An 18,906-nucleotide genomic window follows, 5' to 3' on the forward strand; every position below is an offset into this window, starting at 1 on the left:
CCCGTTCCTACCCCGCCCATCCGCCTTCGACCCGTTTCCCACATCACCGTCGATTTGGAGACCCGATGTCAACTTCGACCCTGCTCGCGCGACAATCGCGTCGGCAGCGCAAGCCACGCTCCGACCTCAAGCTCGGCCTCGCCTTCATCCTCCCGGCGACGATCGGCCTCGTCGCCTTCTACATCTGGCCCCTCATCCGGGGCATCTGGCTGTCCTTCACCGAGTACAACCTCCTCACCCCCGAGGAGTTCACGGGCCTGGACAACTACAAGCGCATGGTCCAGGACGACACCTTCTGGAACGCCGTCGTCGTCACCGTGGAGTACGTGATCATCAACATCGGTCTGCAGACGATCCTGGCGCTCCTCATCGCCGTCCTCATGCAACGCCTGACCCAGTCCACCTTCGTACGATCCATCGTGCTGACGCCCTACCTGGTCTCCAACGTGGTCGCCGCCATGCTGTGGCTGTGGATCCTGGACAACACGCTGGGCATCACCAACCAGCTCCTGGAGCCCCTGACGGGCTCCGCCGTGGACTTCTTCTCCTCGTCGATGGCCATCCCCACCATCGCCATCATCAACGTGTGGCGGCACGTGGGCTACACGGCCCTGCTCATCTTCGCGGGCCTGCAGTCGATCCCGAACACGGTCTACGAGGCGGGCAAGATGGACGGCGCCAGCGAGTGGCGGATGTTCTGGCGGATCACGGTCCCCCTGCTGCGCCCGATCCTGGCGCTTGTGCTCATCATGACGATGATCGGCTCCTTCCAGGTCTTCGACACCGTCTCGGTGGCCACCCAGGGCGGCCCCGTCAACGCCACCCGCGTGCTGCAGTACTACATCTACGACATGGCCTTCGGGCGCTTCCAGTTCGGATACGCCTCTGCCATGGCGGTGGGGCTGCTGCTCGTCCTGGCGGCGATCACGATCCTGCAGTACCGCATGACCCGTGCGGGCGAGACGGACCTGGACTGAAGGAGGACCACCCATGACAACAACAACCGCATCCGTGTCCTCCGCAAAGTCCCCCAAGGCAGCCGCTGCGGCATCTTCCGAGGCCCCCGGCCGCCGGTTCACCGTTGGCAAGGCCCTGGCCTGGGCGGCGATGATCCTCATCATGCTGTTCACGCTCCTGCCCTTCTACTGGGTGCTGCGTACGGCGCTGTCCTCCAACGCGGGCATCACGGCCCACCCCACCAGCCTGCTGCCGGTGGACATCAACCTGCGCGGCTTCGCCCGCGTCTTCGGCATGCAGTCCACCGAGGAGGCGCTGGCCGACGGCGGCAGCGGCGCAGCCATCAACTTCTGGCTCTACCTGCGCAACTCGGTCATCATCTCCACGCTGGTCACCGTTGGACAGGTCTTCTTCTCGGCGATGGCCGCCTACTCCTTCTCCCGCCTGCGTTGGAAGGGACGCGACACGGTCTTCGCCGTGTTCCTGGGCGCCCTCATGGTCCCCTCGATCTTCACGCTCCTGCCCAACTTCGTGCTGGTCAAGCAACTCCACCTCATCGACACCTTCCTGGGGGTGGCGCTGCCGACCATGTTCATGACGCCCTTCGCGGTGTTCTTCCTCAAACAGTTCTTCATGAATATCCCGCGTGAGCTGGAGGAGGCCGCCCTGCTCGACGGCGCCTCGAAGGTGCGGGTGTTCTTCACCCTCATCCTGCCCATGGCCAAGGCCCCGATCTCAACGCTGGCGATCCTGACCTACATCACGGCTTGGAATGACTACTTCTGGCCCCTGCTGGTGTCCTACACGGACTCCTCGCGGGTACTCACGGTGGCCCTGGCGGTCTTCCGCTCCCAGGCGCCTCAAACCGGCCCCGACTGGGCCGGGCTCATGGCCGCCACCCTGGTGGCCGCACTCCCGATGCTCCTGCTGTTCATGGCCTTCGCCCGGCGCATCGTCAACTCCATCGGCTTTACCGGAATCAAGTGAGGCACCAGATGACGACTCAACCGATCAGCCCTGTTCACTTGTCGCTGTCGCGCCGCGGCCTCCTGTGCGGTCTCGTCTCCGGGGCGGCCGCCCTGACCCTGGCGGCCTGCTCCTCGGGCTCCAGGAAGTCGGGATCCGGCGCCGTGGAGTACTGGATGTGGGACGCCAGCCAGCTGCCCGCCTATGAAGCCTGCGCCAAGGCCTTCGAGACCAAGACCGGTATCAAGGTCAATATCACCCAGATCGCCTGGGGCGACTACTGGACCAAGCTGACGGCCGGTTTCATCGCCGGGACCGGGCCGGATGCCTTCACCGACCACATCTCCAAGTTCGCCCAGTTCGTGGATCTAGAAGTCCTGGTCCCGCTGGAGAAGCAGACCGCCTGGGCGGGCGTCGACGAGTCGGCCTTCCAGGAGGGGCTCATCGACCTGTGGAAGGGGGAGGACGGCCACCAGTACGGCTGCCCCAAGGACTGGGACACCGTGGCGGTCTTCTACAACCGGGACATGCTCACCCAGGCGGGCCTGACCGAGGCCGATCTGGCCGAGTGGTCCTGGAACCCCACCGACGGCGGAACCTTTGAGAAGATCCTCGCCCGCCTCACCGTGGACAAGAACGGCGTGCGCGGTGACGAGCCCGGCTTCGACAAGAACCGGGTGGCCGTCTACGGCCTGGGTATCCAGGACGGCGGCTCGGGGGACGGCCAGACCCAGTGGAGCCCCTTCACCGGCTCGGCCGGCGACTGGTTCTACACGAACAAGGAGACGTGGGGGAATCACTACCGCTACGACGAGAAGGTCTTCCAGGACGCCATGGACTGGTATTTCGGCCTGGTGGACAAGGGCTACATGCCTCCTCGTGGAGCCTTCTCCTCCACAACCGGCACCGACGTCCAGCTCGGCAGCGGCAAGATCGCCATGTGCCTCAATGGCTCGTGGATGTTCAGCACCTACGCCAAGCTTGACGTCAAGGTCGGGATCGCGGCCAATCCGGTGGGCCCCAACGGCAAGTCCGTCTCCCTGTACAACGGGCTGAGCGACTCAATCTCCAAGCAGTCGGCCAATATCGACAACGCCTCCAAGTGGGTGGCCTTTCTGGGAACCGCCGAGGCTCAGGACATCGTGGCCTCCTACGGGATCGTCTTCCCAGCCATCTCCTCCTCCACCGAGAGGGCCGTGCAAGTCTTCGAGCAGATGGGGCTTCCCACCAAGCCCTTCACCCAGCACCTGGAGGACAGGTCCACGTTCTTCTTCCCGCTGACCTACTTCGGCGCGGACGTGACGGCCATCATGAAGCCGGCGACGGACGACCTGTGGGCGAACCGGGTACCCGCCTCAACACTGACGAAGTACAACGAGCAGGTCAATCTCCTGTTCGAGACCTCCAAGCACGAGAAGGACTGACAGCGGGGGTGCTCTCAGCTCCCGTGGGCCGGTGGCCGGCATGTTCCGGTCATCGGCCCATCCGCACCCCGGCGAGCCCGTTGACCTGATCAATCATCGCGCCGATTCGACCTGGTGCCAGAACGGCTCAAGCACTTGCGCCAGCGGCTCCGCCTCCTGCATCGGCAGAGAGTGGGTGGCATCCTTCCAGGTCTGCACCCGCGCGCCCGGCAGCAGCTCCTCAGCTCGCTCGGCGGCATCCCTCCCTCCCGCCAAGGACTCCTTCCCGGCGATCGCGACGTAGACGGGCATAGTCAAGGATTCGGCCTCCTCCTTCGTCAGCGGTGAGGGGGTGGGCAGATTCGCGTCGAAGTGCTCCGACCCGGCCTTGATCATGAGGGCCATGGGATCCGATCCGACGGAGTCCTCGCCGCCGATCCGCCCCAGCGCCTTGTTCCGCAGGCTCTCGGGAAGTCCCGGTAAGGCGGCAATCGTGACCCAGCCGAGCTTCGCCACAGGCGGATAGGCGAAGGTGAAGACCGGTTCCAGCAGAGTCAGGGACCTGACCCGCTGGGGATGGAGCCGTGCATAGGCCGTGGCGGTCGCGCCGCTGAAGGAGTGCCCGACGAGGTGGACTCCCCGGGGCGCGACGGCAGTGACCACCTGATCGATCCAGGCGGCCTGATCCCCCATCGAGGTCAGCGGAGCGGACTGGACGGACAGTCCCGCATCTCCGAGCGCATCGAAGGCGATCACCTGCCGCGAGTGAATCAGGGCGGAGACGTTCGCGGACCACATGGGCACTCCCGATGAGCGTCCGGGCAGCAGGACAATCGGGTAGGAGTCGCGATCGGCTGCTGCGTTGCCGGCATCCCAGATGTAGACCCGCACGGTTCCAAAGTCGGTGGGAATGTCCTGCACCGAACTGGGCGCAGGCATGGACCCCATGGCCCGCTGGTAGTAGCCGATGTACTCCTCGCGTCCTTCAACCGTCCTGAAGTGCCCGACGTCAGCGGGCCCCATCACGGTTCTACCGATACTCACCACACCGACCAGCGCGAGCCCGACGACAAGCAGCCTCGCCACACGCCGGGCTGCAGACCTGCGGGAACACGGAGGACGGCTCCGCCGGAGGGAACGCAGGCGCCGGACTCGGGAGACTACTTTTCGCAATACGTTCATATTGTAAGGGTAATACGGTATGCGTGTACCGTAAAGAGATGCCCAAGATCGTCGACCACGAGCAGCGCCGAACCGAGATCATCTACGCCCTGTGGCAGGTCATCTACGAGCAGGGCATCCATGCGGCCTCCTACCAGGCGGTGGCGCGGGCCGCTGGAATCTCTGTCGGAAGGATCCAGCACTACTTCGCCTCCAAGCAGGACCTGGTGCGCGCCGGCTGCCAGACCATCGTGGACACCGCGGAGTCCGTCCACTTCGAGCGCACCGAGGCACTGGATCCGCTCGACGCCCTGACTGAGCTGCTCATTCAGCCACTCCCCCGCACCGAGGCACTTCGGCTGGGCATCTCGGTCTGGTACGCATACTTGGCCCGGGCCACTGCGGATCCGCAGATCAGGGAGATCCTCACCAAAACATCCCGCGGAACACTGGATTACGCGGCCCATCTGCTCGAACAGGCCGGGGCGCCGGCGCAGGAGGCGGGGCGTCTGATCGCCCTGAGCAATGGCCTGGCCCAGGCCGCCATGGTGGGAGCGGTGACTGTGGACGAGGCCGTGCGTGTTCTGCACCAGGAGGTCGACTCACTCAAGTCCCTCTCGACGAGACGATAACGACCACCCACCACCTGTGGCCGCAGCACTCAGCGCAGCCCCTCGATCTCCCCTGTGGCGACATCGACGTCGATGCGCTCGGCCGCGGGACGGCTCGGCAGGCCCGGCATGGTCGACAGGCTGCCGCAGATCGCGCAGACGTACCCCGCCCCGGCGGCCAGGCGCACCTCACGCACCGGCAGACGCCACCCGGTGGGGACGCCCTTGAGGCCGGGCTCGGCGGACAGGGACAGCGGGGTCTTGGCGACGATGACTGGCAGGTCTCCGAAGCCATCGCGCTCATAGCCATCCAATAGCCTGCTCGCGGCAGGGGTGTAGTCCACACCGTCGGCTCCGTAAAGGGCAGCCACTTTGGCGATCTTGGTGCGCAGGTCGTCCTCCGGCCCGTAGACGGGCCGAATGGAGACGGCATCGCCAACCTCCTGGCAGGCCTCGACGACGGCACTCGCCAGGTCGAGGCAGCCCTCACCTCCTCGAGTCACGGGGTGGCAGACGGTCACCCGGGCTCCGGCGTCGCGAGCGATGCGCGTCACCTCTTCGATCTCGCTGTCATGGTCGGTGGGGAAGACATTGATGGCCACGACCGGAGTGATGCCGAAGCCCCGCACGATCTGAAGGTGCTTGAGCAGGTTGGCTGCGCCGGCGCGTACGTCCTCGACCTTCTCCTGGAGCATGCCCTCGGGAAGACTCTTACCGTTGATGAGGTGGTAGCGGCCGGAGTGGGCTTTGAGTGCCCTGACGGTCACCACGACAACAGCTACACGCGGGTGCATGCCGGAGACGGCGCATTTGAGGTCCACGAAGCGCTCCAGGCCCATGTCCGCCCCGAAGCCGGCCTCAGTGAGGACGTACCCGCCGCTTCTCGTGCCCGCCATGGCGACACGGTCTGCGATGACCGAGGAGCAGCCGGTGGCGATGTTGCCGAAGGGGCCAGTGTGGACCAGGACGGGCGTGCCCTCGCCGGTACGCAAGAGGTTGGGTTCAAGCGCGTCGCGCAGGACGGCGCACATGGCCCCTGCGGCCCCCAGGTCCTCGGCGCTGATCCACTCTCCGCTGCGGTTTCGGCCGATGACGATGCTCCCCAAGCGCTTGCGCAGATCGGCCAAGTCCGTGGCCAGCGACATGATGACCATGAGCTCGCTGGCCGGGGTGATGTCGAAGGAGGCCTGCCGGGTGACGCCGTCGATCTTGGAGCCCAGGCCGGTGACAATATGGCGCAGGGCCCGATCATTGACGTCCAGAACCCGGGGCCAGGTGATGGTGCGCTCGTCGATGTCGAGCTCATTGCCGTGGTACAGGTGGTTGTCGATCATCGCCGACAGGAGGTTGTGGGCGGCGGTGATGGCGTGGAAGTCGCCGGTCAGGTGCAGGTTCATCCGCTCGGCCGGCAGGATGCGGGCACCCCCGGAGCCGCCGGCTCCGCCCTTGATGCCGAAGGTGGGCCCCATGGCCGACTGGCGCAGAGTGAGGACTGTCTGCTCGCCCAGACGAGTCAGCCCCTGGGCCAGTCCGATGGCCGTGGTGGTTTTGCCCTCCCCGAAAGGCGTCGGTGTGATCGCAGTGACGACGATGTAGCGGGCTTTGCCGGGACCATCCTGTGCGTCAGCCCCCTCACCACAAGGAATCAGGGCGCGCAGATCGATCTTGGCCACGTCGCGACCATAGGGAACAACGTGCTCGGCCGCGATTCCCGCCGAGGCCGCCAACGCATCAAGGTCGACCTGGCTCTGGGGGCCGTCAGTGGCCGCAATCGCCTGAGTCATGAGGCAAGCCTAGTGGGCCGGCGAGAAAGCCTCAGGACCTTGAGGTCCTGGCAACAGGACCGCTTCTCAGTCCGACTCCTCGGCGAAGGCTGCCTCAAGGGCACGCACAGTGGCTTCCCGGCTGTAGCCTTTGCGGCCCAGCAGGGCCGCGGTACGACGTCGGCGCACCTCCCAGGGCAGGTGACGCGTGGCGGACAGCTTCTTGCGGGCCAGTGCCAGGGCTGCAGAGTCCTCATCGTCGGAGTCGATCTGGCCCAGGGCCGTGGCGACGTCCTGTTCCCCCAGGCCCTTGCGCCGCAGCTCCTCGGCGATGGCGCGTCTGGCCGCACCCTTCTCCGCGAAACGGGTGCGCGTCAGGCGCGCCGCATAGGCGGCATCGTCGATCACGCCGGCCGCCTCCAGGCGATCGAGGACCTCGACGGCGATGCGAGGATCCACCTCCTTGCGCTCAAGCAGATCCGCCAGGGCCGCACGCGGGACCTCGCTGCGGTCGAGGCGACGCAGGACGATGTCCCGGGCCGCCTCGACCGCCTGCGCGTGGGCATCTGGAGTGAGCCAGGCCATCAGAACCCGCCGGCGTCCTCACCGAAGATGGTGTCCGGCTCCTCCACCGCGGCATCCTTGGCGGCTTTAGCAGCCTTGGAGGCCTTGGAGACTTTGTCGGAGCCTGTGGTCCTCTTCCCGCGGCCGCGGGCGCTCTTGACCGCGCTCGTGGCCGCGGCGTCATTGCTGTCCACCGGGATGGCGGCCGCGGCCACGGCAGCCTCTGCGGCGGCGATTTCCTCGGCCTCTCGGGCCTTGCGGCCGGGCTCGCCAATGCCCAGAGCGGCGAGGATCTTCTCCTCGATCTCAGCGGCCAGCTGCGGATTGTCCTTGAGGAAGTTGCGCGCGTTCTCCTTGCCCTGACCGAGCTGATCCTCTCCATAGGTGAACCAGGCACCGGACTTGCGCACCACGCCGTTGTCCACGCCCAGGTCCAGCAGACTGCCCTCCCTGGAGATGCCCTGGCCGTAGAGGATGTCGAACTCGGCCTGCTTGAAGGGAGGCGCCATCTTATTCTTGACGACCTTGACCCGGGTGCGGTTGCCCACGGGCTGGTCGCCATCCTTGAGCCCGCCGATGCGGCGCACGTCCAGGCGCACCGAGGCGTAGAACTTCAGAGCCTTACCGCCCGTGGTGGTCTCCGGGTTGCCGAAGAACACGCCGATCTTCTCGCGCAGCTGGTTGATGAAGATGGCCGTGGTACCGGTGGAGGACAGCGCCCCGGTGATCTTGCGCAGCGCCTGACTCATGAGCCGTGCCTGGAGGCCGACGTGGGAGTCCCCCATCTCTCCCTCGATCTCCGCCTTGGGGACCAGAGCGGCCACGGAGTCGATGACGATGATGTCCAGACCGCCCGAGCGCACGAGCATGTCGGTGATCTCCAGGGCCTGCTCACCGGTATCCGGCTGAGAGACCAGGAGGTTGTCGATGTCGACGCCTAGGGCCTTGGCGTAGACCGGATCGAGAGCGTGCTCGGCATCGATGAAGGCGGCGTTGCCCCCGGCCCGCTGCGCGCTGGCTACGGCGTGCAGGGCGACGGTCGTCTTTCCGGAGGACTCCGGTCCGTAGACTTCGATGATGCGGCCTCGCGGAAGCCCTCCGACCCCCAGGGCGACGTCAAGGGCGACCGACCCTGTGGGGATGACGGAGATCGGCGGACGGGTGTCGTCCCCCAGGCGCATGACGGAGCCCTTACCGAAGTTCTTGTCGATCTGGGCGAGAGCAGTGGCCAGGGCCTTGGAGCGGTCCTGGGTCTGGCTGGCAGCAGGCATTGTTCTACCTCGGTTCTCGGGGCGGCTCGCAGCCGCCGTGGGCATGGCTGGTCAACTTCGGCGAGGTCCCCTCTCCGGGGCTCACCAACGACGGTATGCCTGACCACTGACATCTATCTCCGCCCCTCACCTGTCCTGTGGACTCAAGGCGCGTCGCCGTCGTTCGTGGAGAACAGTACCCGAACACCTGTTCGATAGCGACACCATCGTCGCGCGTGTCGACCGACTCGCCCTCCACCCCTTGAACCCACCCCAACTGAACCCGTCTCAGCGTCGAGGGTCGGAACGGAAGATCCACCGCTCGGCATCAGAGCGCTCCGTCTCGTCGCACAGAACAGCCCAGACTCGTTCCGGCGCCACGCCGTCGTCGAGCGCCTGCACGCAGGTGACGCCCAGCGCGGGCAGGACCAGATCCTGGGCCAGCGACCGGCCATAGGCCGAGCCGAAGACCTCCTCGACGGCGCTCCAGAACTCCGAGTGCTTCACAGTTCCCCCGTCCTCGACAAACACCCCGGCGGCGAGCCCACTCGTCGTGGTCCCGCCGCCGGGAGCGGTCAACTCATCGGTTGCAGTCACGAGCGCCGCATGGGCGCCGCGGTAGGGGCGTCAGCGGACGATCACCGCAGGGCGATCCCCTGCTGACGCACAAGCTCATCAGGAACTGTGTCCGGAATCATGACGCCCTCGGTTAGGGCGATGCGGTCGGAGACCTCGCGCAGCACCATGGACAGGGGGGCGTCGAGGGCCTGGCAGATAGAGGCCAGCAGCTCGGAGGAGGCTTCCTTCTGACCTCGCTCGACCTCAGAGAGGTATCCCAAGGAGACGCGGGCCTGCGAAGAGACTTCGCGCAGCGTGCGACCCTGGTGCTGTCGGACGCCGCGCAGAACCTCTCCGATCTCGCGGCGCAGGACGACATTCTCATGCTTCGGAGTGTCCACGGACACACCGTACCCTGCCCCGGGTCCCTGGCGCATCGGCATCCGGTTGTTGATCGGGCGAGTGGTGCGGGGGTGAGTCGTGTTGTTCATCATCTAGCACAACCATTCACATCGTGGATTCATTCCCGTCACGCGGGACCAGTTCTTCCGGCTCCGGTGGCGTTGCGCCCAACTCTACCGGCATTCCTGAGAGAAACCTGAAATCCGTCTTAGTCTGCGGTCTGCAAGTATTGAGGAGCGACCAGATTCACGTCGTCGGCCTCCTTGCTCAGAAGCCCCACCGCCAGCTCGATCACATTCAGCACGGTTCCGCACCGGATCTGCGAGCGGTCACCGCTCAGACGCAGCTCGCGGTGAACCTCGCCCCAGGGGGCGACGACGGCGATGTGGACCGTTCCCGCCGGATGACCATCGGCCGGCCCCGGTCCCGCCACGCCCGTGGTCGCCAGCCCTAGATCGGCACCGAGGAGGCGACGCACACCCCGCGCCATTTGAAGGGCAACGTCACGATCCACCGGTCCAGTCCGCTCCAGGTGAGCGGCATCCACACCGAGCACCTGCGCCTTAATACGAGTGGCGTAGGCGACCACCGCCCCGAGGAGCACGCGCGACGCACCGGGAACCCCGACCAGGGTGGAGGAGACCTGCCCGCCCGTCAGCGACTCGGCGATCGCCAAGGTCACTGCGTGACCCTCAGCGACTCGCAGGAGATCGGACGCCGAGCGCTCGCAGTGATCCTCGCCGAACCTTTGATCTCCGACCGGTCCCGTCGCCGCAGGGCGCTCACCGGCCTGCATGCCCGCCCCGTTGACTCAGCTGCACGGCTTGGCGCACATAGTCCAGGCCGGTCACCACAGTGACAATGAGGGCGGCAGCCACGACGACGTAAGCCGCCCTGAGCATGAAATCGGCCGCGCCCGCGGATAGGAAGAGGGCGGACCATGGTGTGAGCAGCCCCACCAGCCCCACCATCTGGAGAGTCGTTTTGATCTTGCCGCCCCGCGACGCGGCCATAACGGCACGGCGCAGCATGAAGAAGCGCATGACCGTGATGCCGAGCTCGCGCACGACGATGAGGATCGTGACCCACCACCACAGCCTGCCATTGATGCTCAGCAGCGCGAAGGCTGACAAGGTCAGCGCCTTGTCCGCAATCGGGTCCGCGATCTTGCCGAAGGAGGTCACCAGCCCCCAAGAGCGGGCCAACTGACCATCGAGACGGTCGGTGAAGGCGGCCACGACGAAGACCACGACGGCCGCAAGTCCTGCCCGATCCCCCGGCAACAGCGAGAGCCAGATGAAGACGGGGACGAGCAGCAGTCGCAACACCGTCAAGGCGTTGGCGATGTTGAGCAGCGGCGCCTGCTCTGGCTGTGCGGCGTCCGGGGCGGTCGAGGCGTTCATCGGGACCAGCCTAGTAGTGCACGCCCTCACACCGCCGGAGAAACCTCGAAGCATGTGCACGGAACGTCATAGGCGCCTAACCGCCCCCGGCCACCACATCCTTCCGCGCGCAACACGCTATCGGGGATCTATCCCCATCGGGAGTTTTCCTTGGAATCTCAGCCTTTCTACCCGACTCCTGCCGAAAGGACGCGAGGTGCGCACAATCCCTTAAGGTTCGGTTCCTACGTTCCTATACATGTTTTCCTACATTCTTTCACCGCTTCATCTGTTTGATACCGACAATGACGCCGCTGGGCGCCCAGACGGGCAGCCGGACGATCGGCGGGGCACGAGCACCATGAGCGTTCCCCACCGGTCGCGGGGGCCGGGGAAGCTCATGACCACCGCTCTCGCCGCGGTCATCGCAGTCGCCGGTTGCGGCACGGGCACCGGCCACTCACAGGCGAGTGGGACCGGCCCCACCGGGACGGGCAGCACCCACGAGCAGCAGGGACGGGACGCGACCGCCCCCGGCGCATCGGCCTCCGCCGGAGCCGACGGCTCTCAAGACGTGCGCTTCACCGTGGGTTACGCCGGGGACGTCCTCATGCACATGCCGGTTCTGAGTTCCACTCCAGGGGCTTCTGGGGACATCACCGACAACGTCGCCGCCGAGACGCCTTGGGTCGAGGGCCTGGATCTGGCCCTGTGCGGGATGGAGGTTCCCGTCGCACCAGACGGGGTCTACTCGGGCTTCCCTACCTTCGGCACCTCCTCCGAGGTCGTCGGAGCCTTGGCGAGATCCGGGTGGGACGGCTGCGCGACCGCATCCAATCACTCCGCGGACCGGGGGGAGGCGGGAGTCGTCGCCACCTTAGACGCCCTGGATGCTCATGGGTTGGGGCACGCGGGCACCTACCGGAGCAGGGAGGACGCCTCCGCACCCTTCGCGCTCTATGAGCTCAAGCGCCAAGGGCGCACAGTGACCGTGGCCCAGATCTCCACGACCATGGGGCTCAACGGCCTCGATGATCCCACCGGATACTCGGTGTCGCTCAACGACATTGGCGCCATCACGAAGGCAGCAAAGTCGGCCCGCGCGGCGGGCGCCGACCTTGTCGTTGTCCATTCCCAGCTCGGCCAGGAGTACGAGACCACCCCCGATGAAGAGCAGGTCTCCTACGCTCAGGCTCTCGCCAACAGTGGGCAGGTCGACATCTTCTTCGGCGCCCACCCCCATGTGCCCCAGCCCGCAGAGAAGCTCTCCGGGGGTGTCAAGGGCAAGGGGATGTGGGCGTCGTACTCCGCCGGCAACTACATCTCCAGCCAGAACGAGTCGTACTGCGGTCCGTTGTCCGACGTCGGTCAGCTGGTCTGGGCCGACGTCACCTCCCACGCCGACGGCTCAGTGAGTGTGGAGTCGCTGAACTGGCACCCGTTCACGGTGGATCAGGCGGGTGGCTACAAGGTCAGGGATCTGGCGGCACTGCACAACGGAGAGCGCCCCGCAGACCTGACTCTGAGCGAGCAGGAGATCGACAGGCGCTGGAGCATGCTCACCTCAGACGTCAAGGATGCCTCGACGATGGCCACGAAGCCTCCGGCACCCACCGGTCCGACTCCAACGATCCTGAGTCGCGAGGAGGTCATCAAACGAGCGGGGGCGCATCCGGCCCCCTCGGACGGGCCATCGGCCCCGTCTTCCGCCGGCTCCACGCCCCGATCGAACCGGGAACCGAATCGGACGTCGCCCACCTCGTCGGATGGGGCATCGTCGAAGTCGCTGAATCCCACACCGTCGGCCGCGGAAACGGCACAGCCGAAAGCGGAATCAGACGAGCCCGAGGGGACGATGGAGGATGGAGAAGGCTGACAAGGGCTGAAGACATGTAAAGACGCACGTCACCACGATGAGCCGCGACCGGTGAGCGACCAGGCGTCCTGGGAGTTCTCCTCGGCTGAGGAGTCCTCCCAGGGCTCCGATTCCGGCAGGTTCGGGTCGGCCTCCAGCGGATCCGTGCGATAGCGGTTCGACGGAAGAGCCGCCGTGCGGGACTCACCCGTGGCGGGGGCCGGCGAGTCCCCCGTGATGGGCTCGTCCTGGGATCCTTCAGGGCCGGCGGGAGCCTCAGCGCCTCCGGGAGCGCCGCCCTCCCCCTTGATCCAGGCCAGGGTCTCCTCGAGTTGTTCGGGCTGGACGAGGACGTCACGGGCCTTGGACCCCTCTGAGGGGCCGACAACCTCTCGGGACTCGAGCAGGTCCATGAGGCGCCCGGCCTTGGCGAAGCCGACGCGCAGCTTGCGCTGGAGCATGGAGGTCGAGCCGAACTGACTGGAGATGATGAGCTCGGCGGCCTGCAGGAGCAGATCCATGTCGTCGCCGATCTCCTCATCGATCTGCTTCTTGACCTCCGGGACGACGACATCCTCGCGGTACTCGGGGGTCAGTTGGGCCTTGACGTGCTCGACGACGGAGCGGATCTCGGACTCGGTGACCCAGGAGCCCTGGATGCGCACCGGAGTGGAGGCCCCGGGGCCGAGGTAGAGGGCATCACCCTGGCCAGTGAGAGTCTCGGCCCCGTTCTGATCGAGGATGACGCGGGAGTCGAGCTGCGAGGCGGTGGCGAAGGCCAGACGAGAGGGGACGTTGGACTTGATGAGGCCGGTGACCACCTGGGCGACGGGCCTCTGGGTGGCCAGGACCAGGTGGATCCCGGCGGCACGGGCCAGCTGGGTGATGCGCTGAATGGAGGCCTCGACGTCCTTGGGCGCCGTCATCATGAGATCGGCGAGCTCATCGACGACGACCAGGAGGTAGGGGTAGGGACTCAGCTCGCGCTGAGAGCCGGGAAGGGGCTGGACCTCTCCGGCGCGCACCGCCTTGTTGAAGTCGTCGATGTGCTTGAAGCCGAAGGAGGCCAGGTCGTCATAGCGGGTGTCCATCTCTCGGACCACCCACTCCAGGGCCTCGGCCGCCTTCTTCGGTGAGGTGATGATCGGGGTGATGAGGTGGGGGATGCCCTCGTAGATGGTCAGCTCGACCCGCTTGGGGTCGACCAGCACCATGCGCACCTCCTCGGGCGTGGCGCGCATCATGATCGAGGTGATCATGGAGTTGACGAAGGAGGACTTGCCCGAACCGGTCTGACCGGCCACCAGCAGGTGCGGGGTCTTGGCGAGGTTGGTGACGACGTAGTCGCCCTCGACGTTCTTGCCCAGTCCCACGACCAGCGGGTGCGGCTGCTTGCGGGCGGCCTGGGAGCGCAGGACGTCGCCGAGTTTGACCATCTCGCGGTCGGTGTTGGGGATCTCGATGCCGATGGCGCTCTTGCCTGGGATCGGTGTGAGCAGACGGATCTCGTCTGAGGCCACCGCGTAGGCGATGTTCTTCTCCAGTCCGGTGATGCGCGAGACGTTGACTCCTCGGCCGCGGTGTACCTCGTAGCGGGTGACCTGGGGGCCGCGCGTGTAGCCGGTGACGGTGGCGTCCACGTTGAACTCTGCGAAGACGTTCTGTAGCGCCTCAACGATGGCGTCATTGGCGGGGGTGCGGGTGGCGTGTCCCGGCCCGGGGCCGAGCAGTGCGTCCTCGGGAAGCGAGTAGGTGGAGCCGTCGGGCAGTGCCATGATGCTCATGTCGCTCATGGCGAGTTGATCGGCAAGATCGGGCTCCTCGAGGAGCACCTCTGGGGTCTCCTCGGTGACAGCGTCGAAGTTGGATGCGGCCGGCGCAGCGGAACGCTTCGCCGCAGAGGGCCTGCGCTGCGCTCCAGCCGGCGATCCGGCCGTCCCGGGGCCGGCGGCGGAACCGGGCGCCCTACCCTTGGACGGGGAGGCGACCGAAGGGGCCGACGCCGCGACGGCGTCATTCTCGCCGCCCGTCTCCGGGACGACGAAGGTGCCGTCGTCGCTGTCTCCGCCCGGTTCGATGAGCTCAGTGATCGAGGTCTGTCGGGCCTCCCGCTCGGCGGAGCGCTTGCGCCGACCGCTGCCGCGCTTGCGCGGAGTCGACTCCTCCACCTCGAGCGCAGAGCGGAAGGGCTCGTCACCGTCGTAGGAGTCCAGGAGCGCGGTCTGCTCCGAGTCATCGCCGGCAGCTCCCGATCCCCCGAGACCTCCACGAACCCGTCCCAGCAGACGCCGGGCTAGGGAGTCTCCGGAGCCTGCCGTATCGGACGGGGCGCCGGTTCCATCGGCGCCCAAGGACCGACGCTGCGCCAGTAGGTCCCGGATCTCGGCGATGGTCTTTCCGGACAGGACCAGAGCGGAGAAGGCGGCCAGGAAAATGAACAGGATGAAGGCCCCCACTGAGGAGAACAGCGCCGCCAGAGGGTAACCCACCAGCCATCCCAGCAGTCCGCCAGCACTCTCCAAACCGCCGATGTTGTCCCTGAGCACCGGGTTGCCACTGCCCACCTGGATCATTCCCGTCAGGGCAGTCAGCAGACCGAGGCAACCCACCGAGACCCGGGCGTGAACCGCGCCCAGACTGTGGACCCGGAGCATGGCGACCCCCAGCGCCGCCAGGAGCAGGGGCACCAACAGGCCGAGAACGCCGACGGGACCGGCAGCGATATGGTGCAGGAAGCTCCCCGCGGCCCCGGAGATGCCGAACCACTCGCGCAGCGCCAAGACCGCCGCAAGAGCCAGGATGAGGAATGCCCACCCGGTGCGGCGGTAACGTCCGCCGGAGGGCTGAGCAGGAGCGTTGACAGGGGCGGTCCCTCGAGGGGGTGCCCCCCGATTACGCCCTCTGCCGGTTCCGGACGGAGACGTAGCGGTTCTCGTGGTGCGACGATTGGCCATGATGTCTTAGAAACTATCGGATTCTCAGCTTCGGCGGCCCTGCCACGCCGCCTGGGACGGCCGGAGACACATCACCTTCTCACCGCGAACCCCATCCGGGCCGGCCGCTGCTGCGCTGAGAGTCGTCGTCGGAGGGCCACGATCCCTCAGGGGCGTCCCGGAGGAACCCGTCGATCTCCTCGCGGCGCGGGGCCCGTGCCGGCCCTATGCAGGCCACGGCGTGGGCGGCGGCCGCGTTGGCCCGTCTGGCGGCCTCGACGACATCGAGTCCGTCGAGGAGGCCGGCGACCAGGACACCGGTGTGGGTGTCTCCCGCCCCCGTCGTGTCCACGACGTCGCGCACGAAACCGGGGACCTCGATCGGCTCGGAGCCGACCGGATGAAGAACGCACCCGTCAACACCGGTACGTCGGACGATCAGCGCGCGCGGGCAGGCCCGGCGGATGGCACTCGAGCCCCCCAGCCGTTCTTCGAGCTTGCTCATCTCTAGGTCGTTTCCGGTCAGCATCGTCGCCCGGGACAGCAGCGGCAAGAGCACCTGATCGGGGATGTCGGGCTGGACCGGGCCCAGGTCGATGACCAGTCCGACGCCGTCAGGGACCGACAGGAGCCAGTCGGCCAGAATGCCCCTGCTTGTATAGTGGGCCAGATCGTAACCGGTGGCATAGACCCAGTCGCCCTCCCTCAGATCGAGGCTTTCGAGATCCTCGCGTTGGGGCTCGCCTTCGACGCCCGCGGTGGTGATGAAGGTTCGCCTGCCCGAGGGCTCGATGAGCGTGGTGCAGGTGCCGATGTCGCCGACGAGCTCCTCGACGAGGAGCTCGACCTGGTCCAGGCGCATCGACTCGCGCACCCGGGCCGAATTGGGGCCCGTCCCCAAAGTGGCCGCTAAAGCAGCGGGAACCCCCTGCCGGGCAGCGGCTGAGACCACCGTGTACCCGCCACCCACAACCGGGCCCGACGACGCCCCGGTGATCGCCCCTCCCGGAGTCGGCACCCGGCTGACGTGAAGGGGGATGTCAATAAGGATGGATCCGGTGGATATGAAGCACGCAGGCCGGAACAGAGTCATGCAGTGAGCATCCCCCTAAGCCTCGATGACGACCGGGACGATCATGGGCCGGCGCTTGAGGCGGCGCCCGATCCACCGCCCCAGGGTGCGGCGCATGACCTGCTGGAGGGAGTAGGCGTCCGCCTTCCCCGTCTCCAGCGCGGCGGACAGCGCCTCGGTGACATCGGGGAGAATCTCTTCGAAGACTGAGTCGTCCTCAGCCACGCCCCGGGCCTGGATGTGCGGGCCAGCCAGGATGGTGCCGGTCATGGTCTCCACCACGGCGTAGACCGATACGAAGCCCTCCTCCGCCAAGATGCGCCGGTCCTTGAGCTCGGCCTCGTCGATCTCCCCCACTGAGGAGCCGTCGACGTAGATATAGCCGCAAGGGACTTGGCCGGAGATGCGGGCGACTCCCCCGTCCAAGTCGACGGCAACCCCGTCCTCGCACAGCATGACCCGCTCGGGAGCGACCCCCGTCTTGACGGCAAGCCCACCGTTGGCCACCAGGTGGCGGATCTCGCCGTGGATGGGCATGACATTGCGGGGCTGGACGATGTTGTAGACGTGGAGCAGCTCCTCGGAGGACGCGTGCCCGGAGACGTGGACCTTGGCATTGCCCTGATGGACCACGCGCGCCCCCAGCCGCATAAGCTGGTTGATGACCCGGAAAACGGAGTTCTCATTGCCCGGAATGAGCGAGGAGGCGAAGATGACGGTGTCTCCGGGCTCGATGGTGACACTGCGGTGCTCGGAGTGCGCCATCCGGGACAGGGCCGCCATCGGCTCGCCCTGCGAACCGGTCACCATGAGGACCCTCTCATGCGGGGGCAGCGAGATGACATCGCGAGCATCGATGAGAACACCGCCGGGGACCTTGAGGTAGCCGCGCTCAGCGGCGATTCCCATGTTGCGCACCATGGAGCGCCCCACGAGGGCCACCCGTCTGCCGTGGAGGGCGGCGGCGTCGAGAACCTGCTGGACCCGGTGGACGTGACTGGCGAAGGAGGCCACGACAATCTGGCCGTCGGAGTCTGCGAAGACATTGTCCAGCACCTGGCCGATCTCGCCCTCGTGGCCGACCATACCGGGGACCTCGGCGTTGGTGGAGTCCACGCAGAACAGGTCCACGCCCTCCTCGCCGAAGCGCGCGAAGGAGCGCAGGTCCGTGATGCGCCCGTCGATGGGCAGGGAGTCCATCTTGAAGTCGCCGGTGACGAGAACGTTGCCGGCATCGGTGCGGATCATGACGGCCATGGCGTCGGGGATGGAGTGGTTGACGGCCACGAACTCCAGGTCGAAGGGGCCGTAGGAGACCTCCTCGTGCTCGACGACCTGACGCAGGGCCGGGTGAATGCGGTGCTCCTTGAGCTTGGCCTCCACGAAGGCCAGGGTGAGCTCGCTACCCACCAGAGGGATGTCCTCGCGCAGGCGCAGCAGGTAGGGCACGCCTCCGATGTGGTCCTCGTGCCCGTGAGTCAATACGAGGGCGACGACGTCGTCGATGCGGTCCTCGATCGAGGAGAAGTCGGGGAGGATGAGATCGACACCGGGCTGGTCCTCCTCCGGGAAGAGCACGCCGCAGTCGACGATGAGCAGCTTGCCGTCGAGCTCGAAGACAGTCATGTTCCGGCCGACCTCGCCCAGACCTCCCAGGGGAATGATGCGCATGGCACCGTCGGCGAGGGGACCGGGAGTCGTCAGCGCAGGAAAGTTCGTCACGCGGGCATCCTACCGAGGATGCCCCGATTATCGATTGATGCGGCCCGATCCTTTCCGGATCCGTCTCTGTCCGGCATCACTCCGCCATAACGTCTAGGACCTTTTCGGAGTCGTTCTACGATGTACCGGTGACGATCGAGAGCCGGCGAGATACGGGACATGCGGCTGAGGACATCGAGCATCCCCCGTCAGACGAGCCCCGGACCTCATCCAGTACCGCGGGAGGCCGAAGGCGCCTCCTCGGGATGACGGCCCTGGTGACGACCGCAGGTCTTCTCGGTGCAGGTGCTGGAGCAGGAGCCACTCG

At 66.6% G+C, this 18,906-nt stretch carries 16 protein-coding genes; 5 read left to right on the forward strand and 11 right to left on the reverse strand.

Going from position 1 to position 18,906, the window contains the following annotated elements; all coding sequences use genetic code 11:
• Window positions 1-65 precede the first annotated feature (65 nt).
• The 3 genes from HMPREF0975_RS08100 to HMPREF0975_RS08110 are packed head-to-tail and all read left to right on the forward strand — an operon-like array spanning window position 66 to window position 3,347.
• The gene (locus HMPREF0975_RS08100) at window positions 66-977 is read left to right on the forward strand and encodes a carbohydrate ABC transporter permease (protein WP_009233664.1); all 912 of its coding nucleotides are present in this window, start codon (window positions 66-68) and stop codon (window positions 975-977) included.
• A 13-nt stretch (window positions 978-990) separates the two neighbouring features.
• Complete coding sequence (locus HMPREF0975_RS08105) at window positions 991-1,944, forward strand: carbohydrate ABC transporter permease (RefSeq protein WP_009233665.1); 954 nt, start codon at window positions 991-993, stop codon at window positions 1,942-1,944.
• An 8-nt stretch (window positions 1,945-1,952) separates the two neighbouring features.
• On the forward strand, window positions 1,953-3,347 hold the full coding sequence (locus tag HMPREF0975_RS08110; protein WP_009233666.1) for an ABC transporter substrate-binding protein: 1,395 nt from the start codon (window positions 1,953-1,955) through the stop codon (window positions 3,345-3,347).
• 93 nt (window positions 3,348-3,440) lie between these two features.
• Here HMPREF0975_RS08110 and HMPREF0975_RS08115 read toward each other — a convergent pair whose 3' ends face one another.
• A complete protein-coding gene (locus tag HMPREF0975_RS08115; protein WP_156808229.1) occupies window positions 3,441-4,349 on the reverse strand; it encodes an alpha/beta fold hydrolase in 909 nt (302 codons plus the stop codon).
• A gap of 197 nt (window positions 4,350-4,546) precedes the next feature.
• Here HMPREF0975_RS08115 and HMPREF0975_RS08120 point away from each other — a divergent pair, with 197 nt between their 5' ends.
• Window positions 4,547-5,119, forward strand: coding sequence for a TetR/AcrR family transcriptional regulator (locus tag HMPREF0975_RS08120; protein ID WP_009233668.1), 573 nt, complete (start codon window positions 4,547-4,549; stop codon window positions 5,117-5,119).
• Between the two features lie 29 nt (window positions 5,120-5,148).
• Here the strand turns inward: HMPREF0975_RS08120 and HMPREF0975_RS08125 are convergent, their stop codons facing one another.
• The 7 genes from HMPREF0975_RS08125 to pgsA form a co-directional block, all read right to left on the reverse strand.
• On the reverse strand, window positions 5,149-6,882 hold the full coding sequence (locus HMPREF0975_RS08125) for a formate--tetrahydrofolate ligase (protein WP_009233669.1): 1,734 nt from the start codon (window positions 6,880-6,882) through the stop codon (window positions 5,149-5,151).
• Window positions 6,883-6,948: 66 nt separating this feature from the next.
• The gene (locus HMPREF0975_RS08130; protein ID WP_009233670.1) at window positions 6,949-7,446 is read right to left on the reverse strand and encodes a regulatory protein RecX; all 498 of its coding nucleotides are present in this window, start codon (window positions 7,444-7,446) and stop codon (window positions 6,949-6,951) included.
• A complete protein-coding gene (gene recA / locus HMPREF0975_RS08135) occupies window positions 7,446-8,696 on the reverse strand; it encodes a recombinase RecA (protein WP_009233671.1) in 1,251 nt (416 codons plus the stop codon). Before recA ends, HMPREF0975_RS08130 begins: the two co-directional genes overlap by 1 nt.
• A gap of 267 nt (window positions 8,697-8,963) precedes the next feature.
• A complete protein-coding gene (locus HMPREF0975_RS08140; protein ID WP_034471523.1) occupies window positions 8,964-9,182 on the reverse strand; it encodes a DUF3046 domain-containing protein in 219 nt (72 codons plus the stop codon).
• Window positions 9,183-9,313: 131 nt separating this feature from the next.
• Entirely contained in the window at window positions 9,314-9,724 is a 411-nt protein-coding gene (locus HMPREF0975_RS08145; RefSeq protein ID WP_009233673.1) for a helix-turn-helix domain-containing protein, read from the reverse strand.
• 119 nt (window positions 9,725-9,843) lie between these two features.
• Window positions 9,844-10,431 carry a CinA family protein gene (locus HMPREF0975_RS08150; RefSeq protein ID WP_009233674.1) on the reverse strand — a complete coding sequence of 196 codons (588 nt, stop codon included), beginning with the start codon at window positions 10,429-10,431 and terminating at the stop codon, window positions 9,844-9,846.
• A complete protein-coding gene (gene pgsA / locus HMPREF0975_RS08155; protein WP_009233675.1) occupies window positions 10,418-11,038 on the reverse strand; it encodes a CDP-diacylglycerol--glycerol-3-phosphate 3-phosphatidyltransferase in 621 nt (206 codons plus the stop codon). Before pgsA ends, HMPREF0975_RS08150 begins: the two co-directional genes overlap by 14 nt.
• 379 nt (window positions 11,039-11,417) lie before the next feature.
• Between pgsA and HMPREF0975_RS08160 the strand changes: the two genes are divergently transcribed.
• Window positions 11,418-12,893 carry a CapA family protein gene (locus HMPREF0975_RS08160; protein ID WP_009233676.1) on the forward strand — a complete coding sequence of 492 codons (1,476 nt, stop codon included), beginning with the start codon at window positions 11,418-11,420 and terminating at the stop codon, window positions 12,891-12,893.
• 29 nt (window positions 12,894-12,922) lie between these two features.
• Here HMPREF0975_RS08160 and HMPREF0975_RS08165 read toward each other — a convergent pair whose 3' ends face one another.
• The 3 genes from HMPREF0975_RS08165 to HMPREF0975_RS08175 form a co-directional block, all read right to left on the reverse strand.
• Entirely contained in the window at window positions 12,923-15,826 is a 2,904-nt protein-coding gene (locus tag HMPREF0975_RS08165) for an FtsK/SpoIIIE family DNA translocase (protein WP_009233677.1), read from the reverse strand.
• 79 nt (window positions 15,827-15,905) lie between these two features.
• Window positions 15,906-16,898, reverse strand: a complete 993-nt coding sequence (locus HMPREF0975_RS08170) for a PfkB family carbohydrate kinase (RefSeq protein ID WP_009233678.1) — start codon at window positions 16,896-16,898, stop codon at window positions 15,906-15,908.
• Between the two features lie 15 nt (window positions 16,899-16,913).
• The gene (locus HMPREF0975_RS08175) at window positions 16,914-18,548 is read right to left on the reverse strand and encodes a ribonuclease J (protein ID WP_049939660.1); all 1,635 of its coding nucleotides are present in this window, start codon (window positions 18,546-18,548) and stop codon (window positions 16,914-16,916) included.
• Window positions 18,549-18,906: the final 358 nt, after the last annotated feature.

The organism is Actinomyces sp. oral taxon 849 str. F0330 (assembly GCF_000239715.1).
GTDB classification, from domain to species: domain Bacteria; phylum Actinomycetota; class Actinomycetes; order Actinomycetales; family Actinomycetaceae; genus Actinomyces; species Actinomyces johnsonii.